This window comes from Nocardioides sp. HDW12B (genome assembly GCF_011299595.1).
GTDB lineage: Bacteria > Actinomycetota > Actinomycetes > Propionibacteriales > Nocardioidaceae > Marmoricola_A.
The window spans coordinates 2723963-2739966 of the sequence record NZ_CP049867.1 but is presented as its reverse complement, the minus strand read 5'-3'; the positions used below and the strand labels follow the sequence as shown (position 1 = coordinate 2739966).

General features: G+C 71.6%; 15 protein-coding genes. 11 read left to right on the top strand and 4 right to left on the bottom strand.

The window, feature by feature from the left end; translation table 11 throughout:
* The 7 genes from G7072_RS12825 to G7072_RS12795 all read left to right on the top strand — a co-directional run bounded on the left by G7072_RS12825 (window position 1) and on the right by G7072_RS12795 (window position 7823).
* The gene (locus tag G7072_RS12825) at window positions 1-822 is read left to right on the top strand and encodes a F0F1 ATP synthase subunit delta (protein WP_166090106.1); all 822 of its coding nucleotides are present in this window, start codon (window positions 1-3) and stop codon (window positions 820-822) included.
* A gap of 68 nt (window positions 823-890) precedes the next feature.
* The gene (gene atpA, locus G7072_RS12820; RefSeq protein ID WP_166086957.1) at window positions 891-2531 is read left to right on the top strand and encodes a F0F1 ATP synthase subunit alpha; all 1641 of its coding nucleotides are present in this window, start codon (window positions 891-893) and stop codon (window positions 2529-2531) included.
* Between the two features lie 3 nt (window positions 2532-2534).
* Complete coding sequence (locus G7072_RS12815; protein ID WP_166086955.1) at window positions 2535-3440, top strand: F0F1 ATP synthase subunit gamma; 906 nt, start codon at window positions 2535-2537, stop codon at window positions 3438-3440.
* Between the two features lie 29 nt (window positions 3441-3469).
* Window positions 3470-4954, top strand: coding sequence for a F0F1 ATP synthase subunit beta (gene atpD / locus G7072_RS12810; protein ID WP_240916931.1), 1485 nt, complete (start codon window positions 3470-3472; stop codon window positions 4952-4954).
* Entirely contained in the window at window positions 4951-5355 is a 405-nt protein-coding gene (locus G7072_RS12805; RefSeq protein WP_166086951.1) for a F0F1 ATP synthase subunit epsilon, read from the top strand. Before atpD ends, G7072_RS12805 begins: the two co-directional genes overlap by 4 nt.
* Before the next feature lie 44 nt (window positions 5356-5399).
* Complete coding sequence (locus tag G7072_RS12800; RefSeq protein WP_166086949.1) at window positions 5400-5843, top strand: DUF2550 domain-containing protein; 444 nt, start codon at window positions 5400-5402, stop codon at window positions 5841-5843.
* 114 nt (window positions 5844-5957) lie between these two features.
* Entirely contained in the window at window positions 5958-7823 is a 1866-nt protein-coding gene (locus G7072_RS12795; RefSeq protein WP_166086947.1) for a response regulator, read from the top strand.
* A gap of 9 nt (window positions 7824-7832) precedes the next feature.
* Here the strand turns inward: G7072_RS12795 and G7072_RS12790 are convergent, their stop codons facing one another.
* Window positions 7833-8405: a cob(I)yrinic acid a,c-diamide adenosyltransferase gene (locus G7072_RS12790; RefSeq protein WP_166086944.1), complete on the bottom strand. Its 573-nt coding sequence runs from the start codon at window positions 8403-8405 to the stop codon at window positions 7833-7835.
* 84 nt (window positions 8406-8489) lie between these two features.
* On the opposite strand from G7072_RS12790, the gene G7072_RS12785 reads away from it, so the two are divergent.
* Both G7072_RS12785 and murA read left to right on the top strand, forming a co-directional pair.
* On the top strand, window positions 8490-9071 hold the full coding sequence (locus G7072_RS12785) for an adenylate kinase (protein WP_166086943.1): 582 nt from the start codon (window positions 8490-8492) through the stop codon (window positions 9069-9071).
* Window positions 9071-10357, top strand: a complete 1287-nt coding sequence (gene murA, locus G7072_RS12780; RefSeq protein ID WP_166086941.1) for a UDP-N-acetylglucosamine 1-carboxyvinyltransferase — start codon at window positions 9071-9073, stop codon at window positions 10355-10357. Before G7072_RS12785 ends, murA begins: the two co-directional genes overlap by 1 nt.
* Window positions 10358-10383: 26 nt before the next feature.
* On the opposite strand, the gene G7072_RS12775 is transcribed toward murA, so the two are convergent.
* The gene (locus tag G7072_RS12775; protein ID WP_166086939.1) at window positions 10384-10701 is read right to left on the bottom strand and encodes a DUF3072 domain-containing protein; all 318 of its coding nucleotides are present in this window, start codon (window positions 10699-10701) and stop codon (window positions 10384-10386) included.
* A 128-nt stretch (window positions 10702-10829) separates the two neighbouring features.
* On the opposite strand from G7072_RS12775, the gene G7072_RS12770 reads away from it, so the two are divergent.
* Window positions 10830-11138 carry an STAS domain-containing protein gene (locus G7072_RS12770; protein ID WP_166086937.1) on the top strand — a complete coding sequence of 103 codons (309 nt, stop codon included), beginning with the start codon at window positions 10830-10832 and terminating at the stop codon, window positions 11136-11138.
* 106 nt (window positions 11139-11244) lie between these two features.
* Window positions 11245-13326: a protein meaA gene (locus tag G7072_RS12765; protein ID WP_166086935.1), complete on the top strand. Its 2082-nt coding sequence runs from the start codon at window positions 11245-11247 to the stop codon at window positions 13324-13326.
* 96 nt (window positions 13327-13422) lie between these two features.
* On the opposite strand, the gene G7072_RS12760 is transcribed toward G7072_RS12765, so the two are convergent.
* Together G7072_RS12760 and G7072_RS12755 are read right to left on the bottom strand one after the other, a co-directional pair.
* Window positions 13423-13977: a hypothetical protein gene (locus G7072_RS12760; RefSeq protein ID WP_166086933.1), complete on the bottom strand. Its 555-nt coding sequence runs from the start codon at window positions 13975-13977 to the stop codon at window positions 13423-13425.
* A gap of 1 nt (window position 13978) precedes the next feature.
* Window positions 13979-15904 (bottom strand): right-handed parallel beta-helix repeat-containing protein, encoded by a 1926-nt coding sequence (locus G7072_RS12755; protein WP_166086931.1) that lies wholly within the window; start codon window positions 15902-15904, stop codon window positions 13979-13981.
* Between the last annotated feature and the right edge of the window lie 100 nt (window positions 15905-16004).

Sequence of the window (16004 nt, the reverse complement as noted above, 5' to 3'; positions counted from 1 at the left end):
ATGGTGTCCAGCACCCTGCGCGGTCCCTCGGCCGAGGCGGCCCGACGGCTGGAGTCGCAGCTGTCGGACGCGCTCGACGCCGCGGGCTCGCGCAAGACCGCCGAGATCGGTCAGGACCTGCTCGGCCTGGCCGACGTCGTACGCCGTGAGCCGCGGCTGCGGCGCGTGGTGACCGACGTCTCGCTCGACGACTCGGCCAAGGCCGAGCTGGTGCGGTCGATCTTCGCCGGCAAGGTGGCCGACGAGTCGGTGGACGTGCTCGCCACGGCCACGGCTCAGCGGTGGACCGCGCCGCGCGACCTCGCCGACAGCCTCGAGCTGCTGGGCGTGCGGACCACGGTCCGCTCGGCCGACGACCCGGGCCGGGTGGCGGACGAGCTGTTCGCGGTGAGCCGTGCGCTGACCGAGAACCCGGAGCTGCGCAACGTCCTCGGCGACCCGGCGCGCTCGGTCGACGACAAGCGGACCCTGCTCCAGGGGATCCTCGAGAACAAGGTGCTCGCCTCCACGCTGCGCCTCGTCGAGCAGGCCGTCGCCGGCACCCACCGCACGGTCGCGCTCGCCGTGGCCGAGTACCAGAAGGTGGCGGCGTCGGTGCAGGGGGAGCGGGTCGCCACGGTGCGCAGCGCCCAGCCCCTGGACGACAGCGACCAGGAGCGCCTGCGCGCGGCCCTGGGCCGTCAGTACGGCCGCGACATCCACCTCAACCTGATCGTCGAGCCCGCCCTCATCGGCGGGATGCGGGTCGAGATCGGTGACGACGTCATCGACGGGTCCGTGGCGAGCCGCCTCGACGACGCCCGGCGCAAGCTCGCCGGTTAGACCTGGTCAGCTCACCACCGACCACCCAGACTTGTAGACCTCAACCCAGAAGAGAGCAGGACGACACGATGACGGAGCTTTCGATCCGTCCGGACGAGATCCGGGACGCGCTTCAGCGCTTTGTGGCCGACTACGAGCCCGACACCGCCAGCCGGGAAGAGGTCGGCACCGTGGCGGAGGCCGGCGACGGCATCGCCCGGGTCACCGGACTGCCCTCCGCGATGGCGAACGAGCTGCTCGAGTTCGAGGACGGCACCCGCGGCCTGGCCCTGAACCTCGACACCCGCGAGATCGGCGTCGTCGTCCTCGGTGACTTCGAGGGGATCGAGGAGGGACAGACCGTGCGCCGCACGGGCGAGGTCCTCTCGGTGCCCGTCGGCGACAAGTTCCTGGGTCGCGTCATCGACCCGCTCGGCGTCCCGATCGACGGCATGGGCGAGATCGAGGCCGAGGGCCGCCGCGCCCTCGAGCTCCAGGCCCCCAGCGTGATGCAGCGCAAGTCGGTGCACGAGCCGCTCGCCACCGGCATCAAGGCCATCGACGCCATGACCCCGGTCGGCCGCGGCCAGCGCCAGCTCATCATCGGCGACCGCCAGACCGGCAAGAGCACGATCGCGATCGACACGATCATCAACCAGAAGAGCAACTGGGACTCCGGCGACCCCGACAAGCAGGTGCGCTGCATCTACGTCGCGATCGGTCAGAAGGGCTCGACCATCGCGTCGGTGCGTGGCGCCCTCGAGGAGGCCGGCGCGATGGAGTACACCACCATCGTCGCCTCGCCCGCCTCGGACTCCGCCGGCTTCAAGTACCTCGCCCCCTACACCGGCTCGGCCATCGGCCAGCACTGGATGTACGACGGCAAGCACGTCCTCATCGTGTTCGACGACCTGACCAAGCAGGCCGACGCCTACCGCGCCGTGTCGCTGCTGCTGCGTCGTCCCCCGGGTCGCGAGGCCTTCCCCGGTGACGTCTTCTACGTCCACTCGCGGCTGCTCGAGCGCTGCGCGAAGCTGTCCGACGACATGGGCTCGGGCTCGATGACCGGTCTGCCGATCATCGAGACGAAGGCCAACGACGTGTCGGCCTTCATCCCGACCAACGTCATCTCGATCACCGACGGCCAGATCTTCCTGCAGTCCGACCTGTTCAACGCCAACCAGCGTCCGGCCATCGACGTCGGCGTCTCGGTGTCGCGCGTCGGCGGTGCGGCGATGGCCAAGGCGATGAAGAAGGTCACCGGCTCGCTCAAGGTCGACCTGGCGCAGTTCCGCGCCATGGAGGCCTTCGCGATGTTCGCCTCCGACCTCGACGCCGCCTCGCGCCAGCAGCTCGACCGCGGTCAGCGCCTCATGGCGCTGCTCAAGCAGCCGGCCTACTCGCCGTACTCGCTCGAGGACATGACGGTCTCGCTGTGGACGGGCACGAGCGGCAAGCTCGACGCCGTCCCGACCGACGACGTCCTGCGCTTCGAGTCCGAGTTCCTCGACTACCTGCGTCGTCAGGAGTCCGGCATCCTCGAGGGCATCCGCGAGAGCCGCAACTTCGACGACGACACCGCCGACTCCCTGGAGAAGGCGTTCGACAAGTTCGCCGACCAGTTCGAGACCTCCGAGGGCGGCTCGATCAAGGCCGGCCACGAGGAGCACGAGGCGCTCGAGGACGACGACGTCGAGCAGGAGCAGATCGTCAAGCAGAAGCGGGGCTGACGCATGGCCGTATCGCTGCGCGAGTACCGCGCCCGGATCAAGTCGGTCGAGTCGACCAAGAAGATCACGCGGGCGATGGAGCTCATTGCTGCGTCGCGCATCATCAAGGCGCAGCAGCGGGCCCAGGCAGCCGCTCCCTACGCCCGTGAGCTCACGCGGGCGGTGTCGGCGGTGGCGACGTACTCCAACGTCGACCACCCGCTGACGCAGGAGACCACCGACTCCAACCGGGCCGCCGTGCTGGTCGTGACCAGCGACCGAGGCCTGGCCGGTGCCTACTCCTCGAGCGTGCTCAAGGAGGCCGAGCGTCTCGTCGAGAAGCTCAAGGGCGAGGGCAAGGACGCCGCGATCTACGTCTCCGGACGCAAGGGCGTGGCCTACTACAAGTTCCGCGACCGTGACATCGCGGAGTCCTGGACCGGTCACTCCGACCAGCCGACCTACGACGTCGCCAAGGCGATCGGGGACGAGCTGATCGGCGAGTTCCTGACCGAGGACACCGGCGTGGACGAGGTGCACGTGGTCTACACGCGCTTCCGCTCCATGCTCACCCAGGAGCCGACGGCCGTGCGCCTGCTGCCCCTGGAGATCGTCGAGGGCGAGTCCAAGCCCGACGCCGAGGAGGCGCTGCCGCTCTACGAGTTCGAGCCCAGCCCCTCGGAGGTGCTCGACGGCCTGCTCCCGAAGTACGTCCAGTCGCGGATCTACTTCGCGCTCCTCCAGGCGGCCGCCTCCGAGCTGGCCGCCCGGCAGCGCGCGATGAAGTCGGCGACGGACAACGCCGAGGAGCTCATCAAGAAGTACAAGCGGATCGCCAACCAGGCCCGCCAGGCGGGCATCACGCAGGAGATCAGCGAGATCGTCGGCGGCGTGAACGCCCTGGCCGACGCCAACGCCGGCAAGGAATGATCACAGATGTTCCCCCGAACGACGGAGAAGTGAGAGAGATGACAGCCACCATCAGCGACGAGGCCACCGACCGCACCGGGGGCGCCGTGGGCCGTATCGCACGCGTGATCGGCCCGGTCGTCGACGTCGAGTTCCCCATCGACGCGATGCCCGAGATCTACAACGCCCTCAGCGTGGAGGTGACGCTGGGCGACGAGACCCAGCGGATCGTCCTCGAGGTCGCCCAGCACATCGGCGACGGCATGGTGCGCTCGATCTCGATGAAGCCCACCGACGGCATGGTGCGCGGCGCCGAGGTGACCGACAGCGGCGGCCCGATCTCGGTCCCCGTGGGTGACGTCACCCTCGGTCGCGTGTTCAACGTGACCGGCGACTGCATGAACCTCGCCGAGGGCGAGAAGCTCGAGGTCGACGAGCGGTGGGCCATCCACCGCAAGGCGCCGGCCTTCGACCAGCTCGAGGCCCGCACCACGATGTTCGAGACCGGCATCAAGGTCATCGACCTGCTGACCCCCTACGTGCAGGGCGGCAAGATCGGCCTGTTCGGCGGCGCCGGCGTCGGCAAGACCGTGCTCATCCAGGAGATGATCGCCCGCGTCGCGAAGGACCACGACGGTGTGTCGGTCTTCGCCGGGGTGGGGGAGCGGACCCGTGAGGGCAACGACCTCATCCAGGAGATGCAGGAGGCCGACGTCTTCGACAAGGTGGCCCTCGTCTTCGGCCAGATGGACGAGCCGCCGGGCACCCGCCTGCGCGTCGCGCTCTCCGCGCTCACGATGGCGGAGTACTTCCGCGACGTGAAGGAGCAGGACGTGCTGCTCTTCGTCGACAACATCTTCCGCTTCACCCAGGCCGGCTCCGAGGTCTCCACGCTGCTGGGCCGCATGCCGAGCGCGGTGGGCTACCAGCCCACGCTGGCCGACGAGATGGGCGTCCTGCAGGAGCGGATCACCTCGACCCGCGGCCACTCGATCACCTCGATGCAGGCGATCTACGTCCCCGCCGACGACTACACCGACCCGGCCCCGGCGACCACGTTCGCCCACCTGGACGCGACCACCGAGCTCTCCCGTGAGATCGCCTCGCTCGGCATCTACCCCGCGGTGGACCCGCTGACCTCGACGTCGCGGATCCTCGACCCGCAGTACATCGGGCGCGAGCACTACGACGCCGCGATCCGCGTGAAGCAGATCCTCCAGCGCAACAAGGAGCTGCAGGACATCATCGCGATCCTCGGTGTCGACGAGCTCTCCGAGGAGGACAAGATCACCGTCCACCGGGCGCGTCGCATCCAGCGCTTCCTGTCGCAGAACACCTACGTGGCCAAGCAGTTCACCGGCCTCGAGGGCTCGACGGTCCCGGTCAAGGACACCATCGAGGCGTTCAACAAGATCTGCGACGGTGAGTACGACCACGTGGCCGAGCAGGCCTTCTTCATGTGCGGCGGTCTCGACGACGTCGAGAAGAAGTGGTCGGAGATCCAGGAGCAGACCGGCGGCAAGAGCCGCTCATGAGCGAGACCACCATGCAGGTCGAGCTGGTCTCGGCCGACCGCCTCGTGTGGTCGGGCGAGGCCAGAATGGTCGTCGCCCGCACCACCGAGGGTGACGTCGGCATCCTGCCGAACCACGCCCCGATGCTCTCGCTCATGGTCGACGGCATCGTCGACGTGACCACCGGCGACGGGGAGACCTGGATCGCGGCCGTCGACGCGGGCTTCCTGTCGGTGGCGGCCAACCGGATCTCGATCCTGGCCGAGCACGCCGAGATGTCGCACGAGATCGACCTCGAGAAGGCGCGCGGCGACCTCGACCGCGCGCACGGGGCCGGCGAGAACGACGACGAGGCGGCCGAGAAGGCCGCCCGGGCGTGGGCCGAGGCCAGGATCCGCGCCGCGGAGTCCTCGAAGTCCTGACCGCGCGCGACTCGGTCTGACCAGGCCGGGAGAGGGCCCCGTTCATGCCGTGGTGGCAGTGGCTGGTGGACGTGCTGGGCGGCGTCCTGCTGCTGGTCGCGCTGTACGCCGTCGCGCTCGTCGTCCGGCGACGGTGGATCTCACGCGCCGGCGGCACCTTCGACCTCAGCCTGCGCGCCGGCGAGCTCCGGCCCGGGCGGGGGTGGGTGCTGGGCGTGGGCCGCTACGCCGAGGACACGCTGCAGTTCTTCCGCATCTTCTCGGTCGTGCCGCGGCCCATGGACGTCGTGGTGCGCGCCGAGGTGGAGTACCTCGGGCAGCGGCCGCCGGAAGCCTCCGAGGCCTCCGCGCTCTACGCGGGGCACGTCATCGTCTCGTGCCGTCGGGCTCAGGGACTGATCGAGCTCGCCATGGCGGAGTCGGCCGTGACCGGCTTCCTGTCCTGGCTGGAGGCCGCACCTCCGGGCCAGAGTCCCCGCCCGGTCTAGGTCTTCTGGGCCTGCCGCCACGGGTCCGCGCGGCGTAGCGTCGTCGACGTCTGGGGGACGTCCACCTCGGTGTGCCCTCCGGCCATCGGCGGCGTCCCGGGAGGAGTCATGGCCGTGGAGAACCTCGGGTGCAGCCCGCAGGAGAGCGAGCTCGTCACCGTCGCTCGGGTGTGCGAGGAGGCAGCCACCGCCCGCGAGCTGCTGGACACGGTGGTGCCCCACCTGTGCCGTCTCGCCGGTGCCGCCGGGGGATGGGTCCTCGAGCCGCGCGCGGGTGGCACGGCCGTGGCGAGCAGCCACGGGCTCAGCGAGCTCCCCGCCTCCGCCCTCGACGGCCACCGGCACCGCGGTGAGGCCGCGGCCGGCATCGCGGTGCCGCCGGCGTGGGCCGGGGCCGGGGTCGTCGCGGTCGTGTGCCAGCCGCTGCCGGGCCTGCTGGGCCACCTCGTGCTCGCCTGGTGCGCGGGCCACGAGAGCCCGCACCCGACGTACGACGTGGCCCAGGCGCTCGTGCTGCGCACGCTGGAGGCCCGCGACGAGCACGAGCGGCTCCACGACCTCCAGGCCCGCGTCGACAACGCCCAGCAGCTGGCCGGCATGGGTGACTACGACTGGCACGTGGCCAGCGACACCAACGAGTGGTCGGACCAGCTGTTCCGGATCTACGGCCACGAGCCGCAGTCCTTCAACGCCTCCTACGAGCGCTTCCTGTCGTTCATCCACCCCGAGGACCGCGAGCTGGTGACGGAGGTGCACCGGCGCGCCTACGAGACCGGTGAGCCCTACCAGATGGTGGAGCGCATCGTGCGGGCCGACGGGGAGCTGCGCTACCTGGCCTCCAACGGCCAGGTGCTCCAGGACGACGACGGCACCCCGGTGCGCTTCCGCGGCACCTGCATCGACATCACCGAGCGGGTGCGGGCCGAGGACGAGCGGGAGCGCAGCCGCGTGCTGTTCCAGGAGCTCGCCGAGGCGGCCCCGGACGCCATCGTGGTCTGCGGACCCGACCGGGTGGTGGTGCAGGCCAACGGTCGCGCGGCCGCCCTGCTCGGTGGCGACCCGGTCGGGCGCCTGCTGACGGAGATCCTCCCGGGATCGACGGGCGACGGCCTCGCGGTGCCGGCGACGGGCCTCGACGGGCGGACGCTCGAGCTCGACGTGCGCTGCGCTCCGCTGGAGGAGCACGGCACGCAGGGGCGCGGGCTGGAGGCGCTGTTCCTGCGGGAGTCGCGTGAGCGGCTGGAGGGCGAGGCCCTGGCCGCGCACCTGCGCGAGGCCCAGGTGCGTCGCCGCTCCGCGCTCGAGATCAACGACAACGTCGTGCAGGGCCTGAGTGCGGGTCTCTACGCCCTGGAGGCCGGCGAGACCGAGACCGCGACCGGGCTGCACCGGCGCACCCTGGCCGCAGCACGCCAGCTCATGTCCGACCTGCTCGAGCCCCTCGACGGCACCGACCTGCGTCCGGGCGACCTCGTGCGCTCCCAGGCGAGCACGATCGACGGGGCGCCCGACCCGGACAGTGCCGACGACCCGACCGGGCCCCGGGCCCGGGCCGCCACCGCACCGCGGGTGCCGACGGCGCGGTCGGCGGACGGGCCGCCGCCGGCGCGCGTGCTGGTCGTCGACGACTCCGAGGACGTCCGGTTCCTGCTCTCGCTCCAGCTGTCGACCCTGCCCGGCGTCGAGGTCGTCGGCGAGGCCGCCGACGGCGAGGACGCCGTGGCCCGCGCCGCCGAGCTGCGGCCCGACCTGGTGCTGCTGGACCTGGCCATGCCGCGCATGGACGGCCTCCAGGCGCTGCCCCTGCTGCTGGCGCAGGCCCCCGACCTGCGGGTCGTGGTGCTCTCCGGCTTCGAGGACAGCGTGCTGGCCGAGCGGGTGGTCTCCGCCGGCGCGTCGCGCTACGTCGAGAAGGGCGTGGCGCTCCAGGAGCTCGGCGCGGTCATCCGCGAGACGCTGGCCGGCTCGTCGACGGCCTGACCGGCGACGTCAGCGCTCGCCGCCCGGCACCCACAGGACGTCGCCGACCTCCCGGTTCGCGTGCCGGGCCAGGATGAACAGCAGGTCGCTCAGGCGGTTCAGGTAGGTCAGGGCGACCACGTTCATGCTCGCCCCGTGCTCCTCGTGGGCCCGCCAGCCGGCCCGCTCGGCGCGACGGGCCACCGTGCGGCACACGTGCAGCAGGGCAGCGCCGGGGGTGCCCCCGGGGAGGATGAAGGAGCGCAGCGACTCCAGGGGATCGTTCAGCTCGTCGCACCAGGCCTCGAGGCGCTCGACGTACTCCGGGAGCACGCGCAGCGGCGGGAACTCCGGGTCCTCGACCACCGGGGTGGCGAGGTCGGCGCCGACGTCGAAGAGATCGTTCTGCACGTGCACGAGGACCGCCACCGAGCGCTCGTCGAGCCCGCCCGTCGCCAGCGCGTGGCCGAGGTGGCTGTTGAGCTCGTCGACGTCGGCGTACGCCTCGAGACGCAGGTCGGTCTTCGTGGTCTCGCTGTTGTCGCCGAGCCGTGTGGTGCCGGCGTCACCGGTGCGGGTGTAGATGCGCGTCAGGTTGACCATCGGCCCAGCGTAGAGGGAGGGGTGGGAGCCCGGACGGCTGGTGGCGCGCACGGTGCCGGCCTCCGACCTCGGTATCCTCGCCGGATGCGTGCGACCCAGGACCCAGCGGTGGACGGCCGGGCGCAGCGCATCCTCGTGTACGGCGTCACCGGGTCGGGCAAGTCGGTGCTGGCCGCGCGGGTCGCCGCGCTCCGGGGCCTCGAGCACGTCGCCGTCGACGACCTCTGCTGGCTGCCGGGGTGGGTGCAGGTGCTGCCCGACGAGCAGCGGCGCCGGATGGCAGTCGTCTGCGCCCGCGACGGCTGGGTCCTCGACTCGGCCTGGGGAGTCTGGTCGGACCTCGCCCTGGCTCGCGCGGACCTCGTCGTCGCCCTCGACTACCCGCGCGCGGTGTCGTTGGCCCGGCTGCTGCGACGCACGGTGGCGCGGGTCGTCGACCGCCGCCCGATCTGCAACGGCAACACCGAGACGCTGGCGCAGTCGTTCTCGTCCGAGTCGATCGTCGCGTGGCACTTCCGGTCCTTCGCCAGCAAGCGGGCGCGCATCGCCGCCTGGGAGGCCGACCCGGACCTGCCGCCGGTGCGGCGGCTGCGCCGGCCCCGCGAGACGGCGGCCTGGCTGCAGCAGCTGGCGGCTGCGGCTCCCCACGCGCAGGCGGTGTCCTGATGGAGGCCTTCGTCGTCACCAGCGGTGAGGACCGCTCCCCGCTGCACGGCACGGTGCGGGTGGGCGGGGCGAAGAACAGCGCGCTCAAGCTCATGGCTGCGGCGCTGCTCGCGCCCGGCACCACCACGATCACCAACCTGCCGGACATCCTCGACGTCGCCGTCATGGCGCGGCTGCTGGAGGAGCTGGGCTGCACGGTGAGTCTGGACCTCGACGCCGAGCGGGTCGACATCGACGTGCCGGAGACGCTGGGCCACCACGCGCCGTACCACCTGGTGCGGCGCCTGCGCGCGTCCATCAGCGTGCTCGGGCCGCTGCTCGCGCGCTGCGGGCGGGCCGAGGTCTCACTGCCGGGGGGCGACAACATCGGATCCCGCGGCCTGGACATGCACCTGCGTGGCCTGAGCGACCTGGGGGCCGAGGTCGGCATCGAGCACGGGTACGTCGTCGCGTCGGTCGTCGACCGTCTCGTCGGGACGCCGCTGTGGCTGGACTTCCCCAGCGTCGGCGCCACTGAGAACCTCGTGATGGCCGCGACCCTCGCCCACGGCACGACCGTCGTCGACAACGTCGCCCGCGAGCCGGAGATCGTGGACCTGTGCACGATGCTGGTCGAGATGGGCGCCCGCATCGAGGGCATCGGCAGCTCGACCCTCGTCGTGGACGGCGTCGACCGGCTCCACCCGGTCGCCCACGCCACCGTCACCGACCGCATCGTCACGGGCACCTGGGCGTTCGCCACCGCGATGGCCGGCGGCGAGCTCGTCGTCGAGGGCGGCGTCGCGGGCCACCTCGACATCGTGCTGGACAAGCTCGTCAGCGCGGGCGCGGAGGTCCAGGTGCGGCCCGACGGGTTCGTGGTCTCCGCCGAGCGGCGCCTCGACGCCTTCGACGTCGTGACGCTGCCCTACCCCGGGTTCCCCACCGACCTGCAGCCGTTCGCGATGGCCCTCGCGGCCGTCAGCGACGGCACCGCGATGATCACCGAGAACGTCTTCGAGGCGCGCTTCATGTTCGCCCAGGAGCTGGCGCGGCTCGGCGCCGACGTGCGCACCGACGGCCACCACGCCGTGGTCCGAGGTCGGCCCCTGCTGTCGGGCGCGGAGGTGGTCGCCCACGACATCCGGGCCGGCGCGGCGCTCGTGCTCGCGGGGCTGGCGGCCAGCGGACGCACGACGGTGGCCGACTCGTTCCACATCGACCGGGGCTACCCCGGGTTCGTGGAGACGCTGCAACGGCTCGGGGTCGACGTCGAGCGGGTGGAGCTGCCCGACTACGACCGCTGAGCCGCGCCGCGTCGTACCGCTGCGACCTAGGCGCCGCGGCCGGTGGCCTCCTGCAGGCGGTCGATGTGCTCGGACGCCTCGGCCTTGGTGAGGTCGCCCTGGAGGGTCTCGCCGGCCTCGCGCGCCAGGGTGTCGAGGTAGCTGCGCTGGGCGCCGGTCATCGGCTCGTCGCCGGTGACCCAGCTCTCCGGGTCCTTCTCGGTGGTGCCGGGGGAGGCGGCGCCGGCGCCGAGGACGTCCGGCTGGTCGGACTGGCCGGTGGGCTGCTCGGTGGGATGCTGGGTGGGCTCGTCGGTGGACTGGTCAGCGGACGGGGACTTCGAATGTGTGTTCGACTCGGTCATGCCCTCCTCCTACCCGAGGTCACGACCGCAAAACGTCGACCTCGGCGTGCAACGTTTTCGACGTGGCGTGCGTCATAGTGAGTGAGCCACGCTGGCGGCGGCGTGGGCGGACCGCAGGGACGGGACACATGGAACTCGTGGACAACGACGGGGCGATCGAGCTGACGGGGCGCCTGGACGGACGCAGCTCGGCCGAGGTGCGCGAAGCGCTCTACGACCACATCGAGCGGCATCCCGACGAGGACGTGCGCGTCGACGTGACGCACGTCGAGTCGATCGACGTCACCGCTCTCAACCTGCTGGCCGCGGCCGCGCTCAAGGTGCGTCGCGCGGGCGGCCAGGTCGTCCTCGTGGGCTGCTCGCCCGCGTTGCGCCGGGTGGTCGCCTACCGCGGGTGGCGCCGGCTGTTCCGGCTCGAGCGCGCCGCCTCCGAGTGAGTCGGCTCTGAGTCGGCGCTGGGCTCGCTCCCCGGTGTGAGATGGGCCCCAGTGGATCACCTCACAACCCGGTTACCGGGGCGTAACCCGGCACTAGGGTGCCGCTATGACCCAGCAGCAGGACCAGGTTCCCCCGGCCGCACCCGCCGCCGAGACCGCCGCGGAGACGGCCCCGGGCACCGGTGAGGTGCGCCCCGAGCGCGACCGCCCCTGGGTGATGCGGACCTACGCCGGGCACAGCTCGGCGTCGGAGTCCAACGCGCTCTACCGCCGCAACCTCGCCAAGGGGCAGACCGGCCTGTCGGTCGCGTTCGATCTCCCGACGCAGACCGGCTACGACCCCGACTCGGTCCTGGCCAAGGGCGAGGTCGGCAAGGTCGGCGTCCCCGTCCCGCACCTGGGCGACATGCGGCAGCTGTTCGCCGACATCCCGCTGACCGGCATGAACACCTCGATGACGATCAACGCCACCGCGATGTGGCTGCTGGCGCTGTATCAGGTGGTCGCCGAGGAGCAGAACCCCGGCGTCGACCCGCGCGAGGTGCACGCCCAGCTGGCCGGCACGACGCAGAACGACATCATCAAGGAGTACCTCTCCCGGGGCACCTACGTGTTCCCGCCCGAGCACTCGCTGCGCCTGACCACCGACACCATCGCCTACACCGTCAACCACATCCCGAAGTGGAACCCGATCAACATCTGCAGCTACCACCTGCAGGAGGCCGGGGCGACGCCGACGCAGGAGCTGGCCTTCGCCCTGTGCACGGCCATCTCGGTGCTCGACTCCGTGCGTGACTCGGGCCAGGTCGAGGCCGACGACATGGCCAAGGTCGTGGGCCGGATGTCGTTCTTCGTCAACGCCGGGGTGCGGTTCGTCGAGGAGATGTGCAAGATGCGCGCCTTCGTCGAGCTGTGGGACGAGATCACCCGGGAGCGCTACGGCGTCACCGACGAGAAGATGCGCCGCTTCCGGTACGGCGTGCAGGTCAACTCGCTCGGCCTGACCGAGGCCCAGCCCGAGAACAACGTGCAGCGCATCGTCCTGGAGATGCTGGGCGTCACGCTGTCGAAGAACGCCCGCGCCCGTGCGGTCCAGCTGCCGGCGTGGAACGAGGCGCTCGGCCTGCCGCGGCCCTGGGACCAGCAGTGGTCGCTGCGGCTGCAGCAGGTGCTGGCCTTCGAGTCCGACCTGCTCGAGCACGCCGACCTCTTCGACGGCTCGCACGTGGTCGAGGCCAAGGTCGCCGACCTCGTCGCCAGCGCCCGCGCCGAGATCGACCGGGTGCAGGCGATGGGCGGCGCGGTCGCGGCCGTCGAGACCGGCTACATGAAGCAGGCGCTGGTGTCCTCCCACGCCGCTCGTCGCGGCCGCATCGAGTCCGGCGACGAGGTCGTGGTCGGCGTCAACAAGTTCCAGACCACCGAGGAGTCCCCGCTGACCGCGGACCTCGACACCGCCATCCAGGTCGCGGACCCGGAGGCCGAGCGGGCCGCGCTGCGCGGCCTGGAGGAGTGGCGTGCGAAGCGCGACCAGGGCGAGGTCGACAATTCGCTCGCGCGGCTGGCCGCCGACGCCAAGTCGGGGGTCAACCTCATGGACGCCACCCTGGCCGCGGCCCGCGCCGGCGTGACGACCGGCGAGTGGGCCGGCACGCTGCGCGAGGTCTTCGGCGAGTACCGCGCCCCCACCGGCGTCTCCGGCGCCGTCGGTGTGGCCGAGCCCGGCGAGGCGCTCACGGAGGTCCGCGAGACGGTCCGGGCCACGGGCGAGGAGCTGGGCGGTCGGCTGCGGCTGCTGGTCGGCAAGCCCGGTCTCGACGGGCACTCCAACGGCGCCGAGCAGGTGGCGGTGCGCGCCCGCGACGCCGGCTTCGAGGTGATCTACCAGGGCATCCGGCTGACCCCGGCCGAGATCGTCGCGGCCGCGGTGGCCGAGGACGTCCACTGCGTGGGGCTCTCGATCCTCTCCGGCTCGCACATGGAGCTCGTGCCGGCGGTGCTCGACGGTCTCCGGGCCGAGGGCCTCGACGACGTCCCGGTCGTGCTCGGCGGCATCATCCCGACCTCGGACGCAGCGCGCCTCAAGGAGCTGGGCGTCGCCGCGGTCTTCACGCCCAAGGACTTCGGCCTCACCGAGATCATGGCCGGCATCGTCGCCGAGATCCGCACGGCCCGCGGCCTCGCCTGAGGCTGCTGGTTTCCCACGGTATGCAGGGAGACCAGCACTCCCCACGGTGTCCTCACCATGGGGAGTGCCAGTCCGCCATGGGCAGTGAGACCGCTGTCAGCCCGGGGGACGCGAGCTGGCCGTGGCGTCGGCGCAGCCGGCCTCGCGCGGTGACCCGGCGCGGACCTCCTCGGGCAGGTCGACCGTGACGGTGTCGCGGGGGAGCCCGGCGCTCTCGAGCTCGAGCTCGACCTCGTCGACGATGCTGCCCGCGCGCGCCGAGAGGGTCTCGCAGCCGCGCATGAGCATCTCCACGGTCACCTCGGCCGACCCGCGGGCCGGAAGGGCGATCGTTGCGTCGCCGTCGGCGCCCACCACCCGCTTCAGCTCGAACAGCCGCGGCTGGGGGTCCGGTGCCCGCAGGCCCGTCACCGTCAGCGGCAGCCAGCCGTCGTTCTCCACGGTGAACGTGTAGGCCAAGGTGCCGCCGTCGGCGTACCGGACCTGCCGGATCGTGCGGTCGCCGAGCGTGAACACGGCCGTCCCGGTGGTGCCGGCGACCGAGGTCGGTCCGGTGGCCTCCAGCTCGGGGGTGGCGGTGGCCACGGCCACGCCGGTGGCCGCGACGGTGGCGAGCGTGACGGTGCCGGCGACCGTCAGGGCCCGGCGCACCTCAGCCTCGCGCCGTACGCCGAGCGCGGGACGCCGCGCCGACGGCGAGCAGCGCGCCGAGCGCCAGCAGGCTGGTCGCCCAGCCGACGTCGGGGCCGCCGACCGTCGAGGAGCGCGGGGCGATCTCGCCGGAGCCCGGCACGATCGGGAACGGGTCCCCGGAGGTCGCCGTGGGCTTGGGCGGGCTGTCGAACCAGTTGCACTCCGGCGGGTGACGCAGCGTCGGGTCGTTGCGGTCGTACTGCGAGCACGAGAGGAAGCCGGCGTCCTTGACCGCGGCGGTGCCGGGGGAGTTGAAGGAGCCACCCTCGGCGCACGGGCCCGGGTCGACGAGGAAGTTGTCGGTCGGCTCGCCGCGCGAGGAGGTGTTGTTCACCCAGCAGTTGCCCTGGCCCTCGTCGTCCCACCAGTGGTCCATGCCGTTGTAGAGCTTCTGCCCGCGCGGCCCGAAGCCCATCTCGTTGCCGAAGGTGCGGTTGCCGTGCGAGGTGTCGTAGAGCTTCGCCGGGTCGAACTCGTCGCGCAGCGGGGCGGGCACCCAGAACTGCATCGTCCCGTAGCGCCAGTTGTCGTAGATCTCGTTGTTGTCGGTGGAGTTGAAGTTGCCGCCGGCGATCAGCACGCCGGTGCCGACGGGGACCGGCACGACCGGGCAGACGGTGCCCTGGAGGTAGCCGCGCTCCGGCATCGGCTTGGCGCAGACCCCGGTGTCGACGTACTTCGTGAAGTAGTTGACGTTGTTGGAGTAGATCTTGTTGCGGCTCCAGCGGGCGTGGTCCTGCGGCAGCCCGGGGTGGCCGGGGAAGAGCGAGTCGGTCGAGATGCCGGTCGCGTTCTTGTAGAAGCGGTTGTGGTGGGAGTAGACCGAGTTCCCCGCGGTGCCGGAGTAGCCGAGCGTGTTGTGGTGGCTGCGGTTGCCGAAGATCTCGATCGAGTAGCGCTTCGGACGGAAGCGGTCGTTCTCGCCGTTCACGTCCGAGGCCGAGCCCGGGTAGATGCCCGAGTCGCCGTTGTAGTAGGCCTCGGAGTGCTTGATGACGCCGTGGTCGGAGGCGAAGGCGAGGATGCCGTACTCGTCGTTGCCGCGGGTGAGCAGGCGGTCGATCACGAACCCGTCGCTCTCCATCACGTAGACGGCGTTGAACTCGGCCTGCTGCACCGCGAAGTTCGACAGGTAGAGCCCGCTCATGCGGTCCGCGCGCAGCGCGTTGAGCTTGCTGAAGCGGTTGTCGATCAGCACGTCGGTGCGGCGCTGGCCGGTGCCGACGATCTGCGTCCCGCAGAAGCGGCTGTCGCAGGCGATCGAGTCGTTGCGCGGCGTCTCGTCGCCGAAGAGCGCGATCAGGTTGAGGTTGTGGGCGCAGCGGCGCTGGTCGGAGTAGGACAGCGCGATCGGGTCGGAGTCCTCGCCCTCCTCGCCCTCGGGGTCGGGCACCGAGCCGATGTAGTCGACCTCGTCGAGCGGGTCGTTGGACTCCGTCTCGAGGTTGGAGCAGTAGTCCGACCGCTCGTCGCCGGCGTACTTCGTCTCGCGGTAGGTGCCCGGGAGCACGTAGATCGAGGTGTTGCGGGCCGAGATCGTGTTGATCGCGTCCTGGATGGAGCCGAACTCGCAGCGTCGCAGCATCCGCTGGTTGCGGTCCTTCACGGCGCCGGCGCGCATGTCCGCGACGAGCGCCCGGGTCTCGGGCCGGCAGACCACGCGGCTGCGGGCGTTGTCGTAGCCGAGGAAGCGCGGCACCTCGCCGGTGCCCTTCGGGAAGGTCGACGTCCGCTCCTCGTGGGCCGAGGCGGCCGGGGCCGTCACGCTCACGAGCCCGGCCGTCAGCAGCGCCACGAGCGGCGCCACCAGCAGGGCCGCGAGCGGTCGCGCAGCGCGACGCGAGGGGCGACGCGAGGGGGGACGGACGGACGACGGACGGCTCATCTGGACACCTGTTCTTCTCCGGGTCCCGACCTCGGGCGGGAGTGCCCAGGCCGGAGGACGCCGTCCCAATGTGACACGACGCACTGTCAGTCAGAACGCG

What these genes read in the sequence shown, in the direction of transcription:
- G7072_RS12815 (WP_166086955.1), top strand. Translation starts at nt 2,535, where the DNA reads ATGGCCGTATCGCTGCGCGAGTACCGCGCCCGGATCAAGTCGGTCGAG.
- G7072_RS12790 (WP_166086944.1), bottom strand. Translation starts at nt 8,405, where the DNA reads ATGGTCAACCTGACGCGCATCTACACCCGCACCGGTGACGCCGGCACC.
- G7072_RS12770 (WP_166086937.1), top strand. Translation starts at nt 10,830, where the DNA reads ATGGAACTCGTGGACAACGACGGGGCGATCGAGCTGACGGGGCGCCTG.
- G7072_RS12765 (WP_166086935.1), top strand. Translation starts at nt 11,245, where the DNA reads ATGACCCAGCAGCAGGACCAGGTTCCCCCGGCCGCACCCGCCGCCGAG.
- G7072_RS12755 (WP_166086931.1), bottom strand. Translation starts at nt 15,904, where the DNA reads ATGAGCCGTCCGTCGTCCGTCCGTCCCCCCTCGCGTCGCCCCTCGCGT.
- G7072_RS12825 (WP_166090106.1), top strand. Translation starts at nt 1, where the DNA reads ATGGTGTCCAGCACCCTGCGCGGTCCCTCGGCCGAGGCGGCCCGACGG.
- G7072_RS12805 (WP_166086951.1), top strand. Translation starts at nt 4,951, where the DNA reads ATGAGCGAGACCACCATGCAGGTCGAGCTGGTCTCGGCCGACCGCCTC.
- atpA (WP_166086957.1), top strand. Translation starts at nt 891, where the DNA reads ATGACGGAGCTTTCGATCCGTCCGGACGAGATCCGGGACGCGCTTCAG.
- G7072_RS12775 (WP_166086939.1), bottom strand. Translation starts at nt 10,701, where the DNA reads ATGACCGAGTCGAACACACATTCGAAGTCCCCGTCCGCTGACCAGTCC.
- G7072_RS12785 (WP_166086943.1), top strand. Translation starts at nt 8,490, where the DNA reads ATGCGTGCGACCCAGGACCCAGCGGTGGACGGCCGGGCGCAGCGCATC.
- murA (WP_166086941.1), top strand. Translation starts at nt 9,071, where the DNA reads ATGGAGGCCTTCGTCGTCACCAGCGGTGAGGACCGCTCCCCGCTGCAC.
- G7072_RS12800 (WP_166086949.1), top strand. Translation starts at nt 5,400, where the DNA reads ATGCCGTGGTGGCAGTGGCTGGTGGACGTGCTGGGCGGCGTCCTGCTG.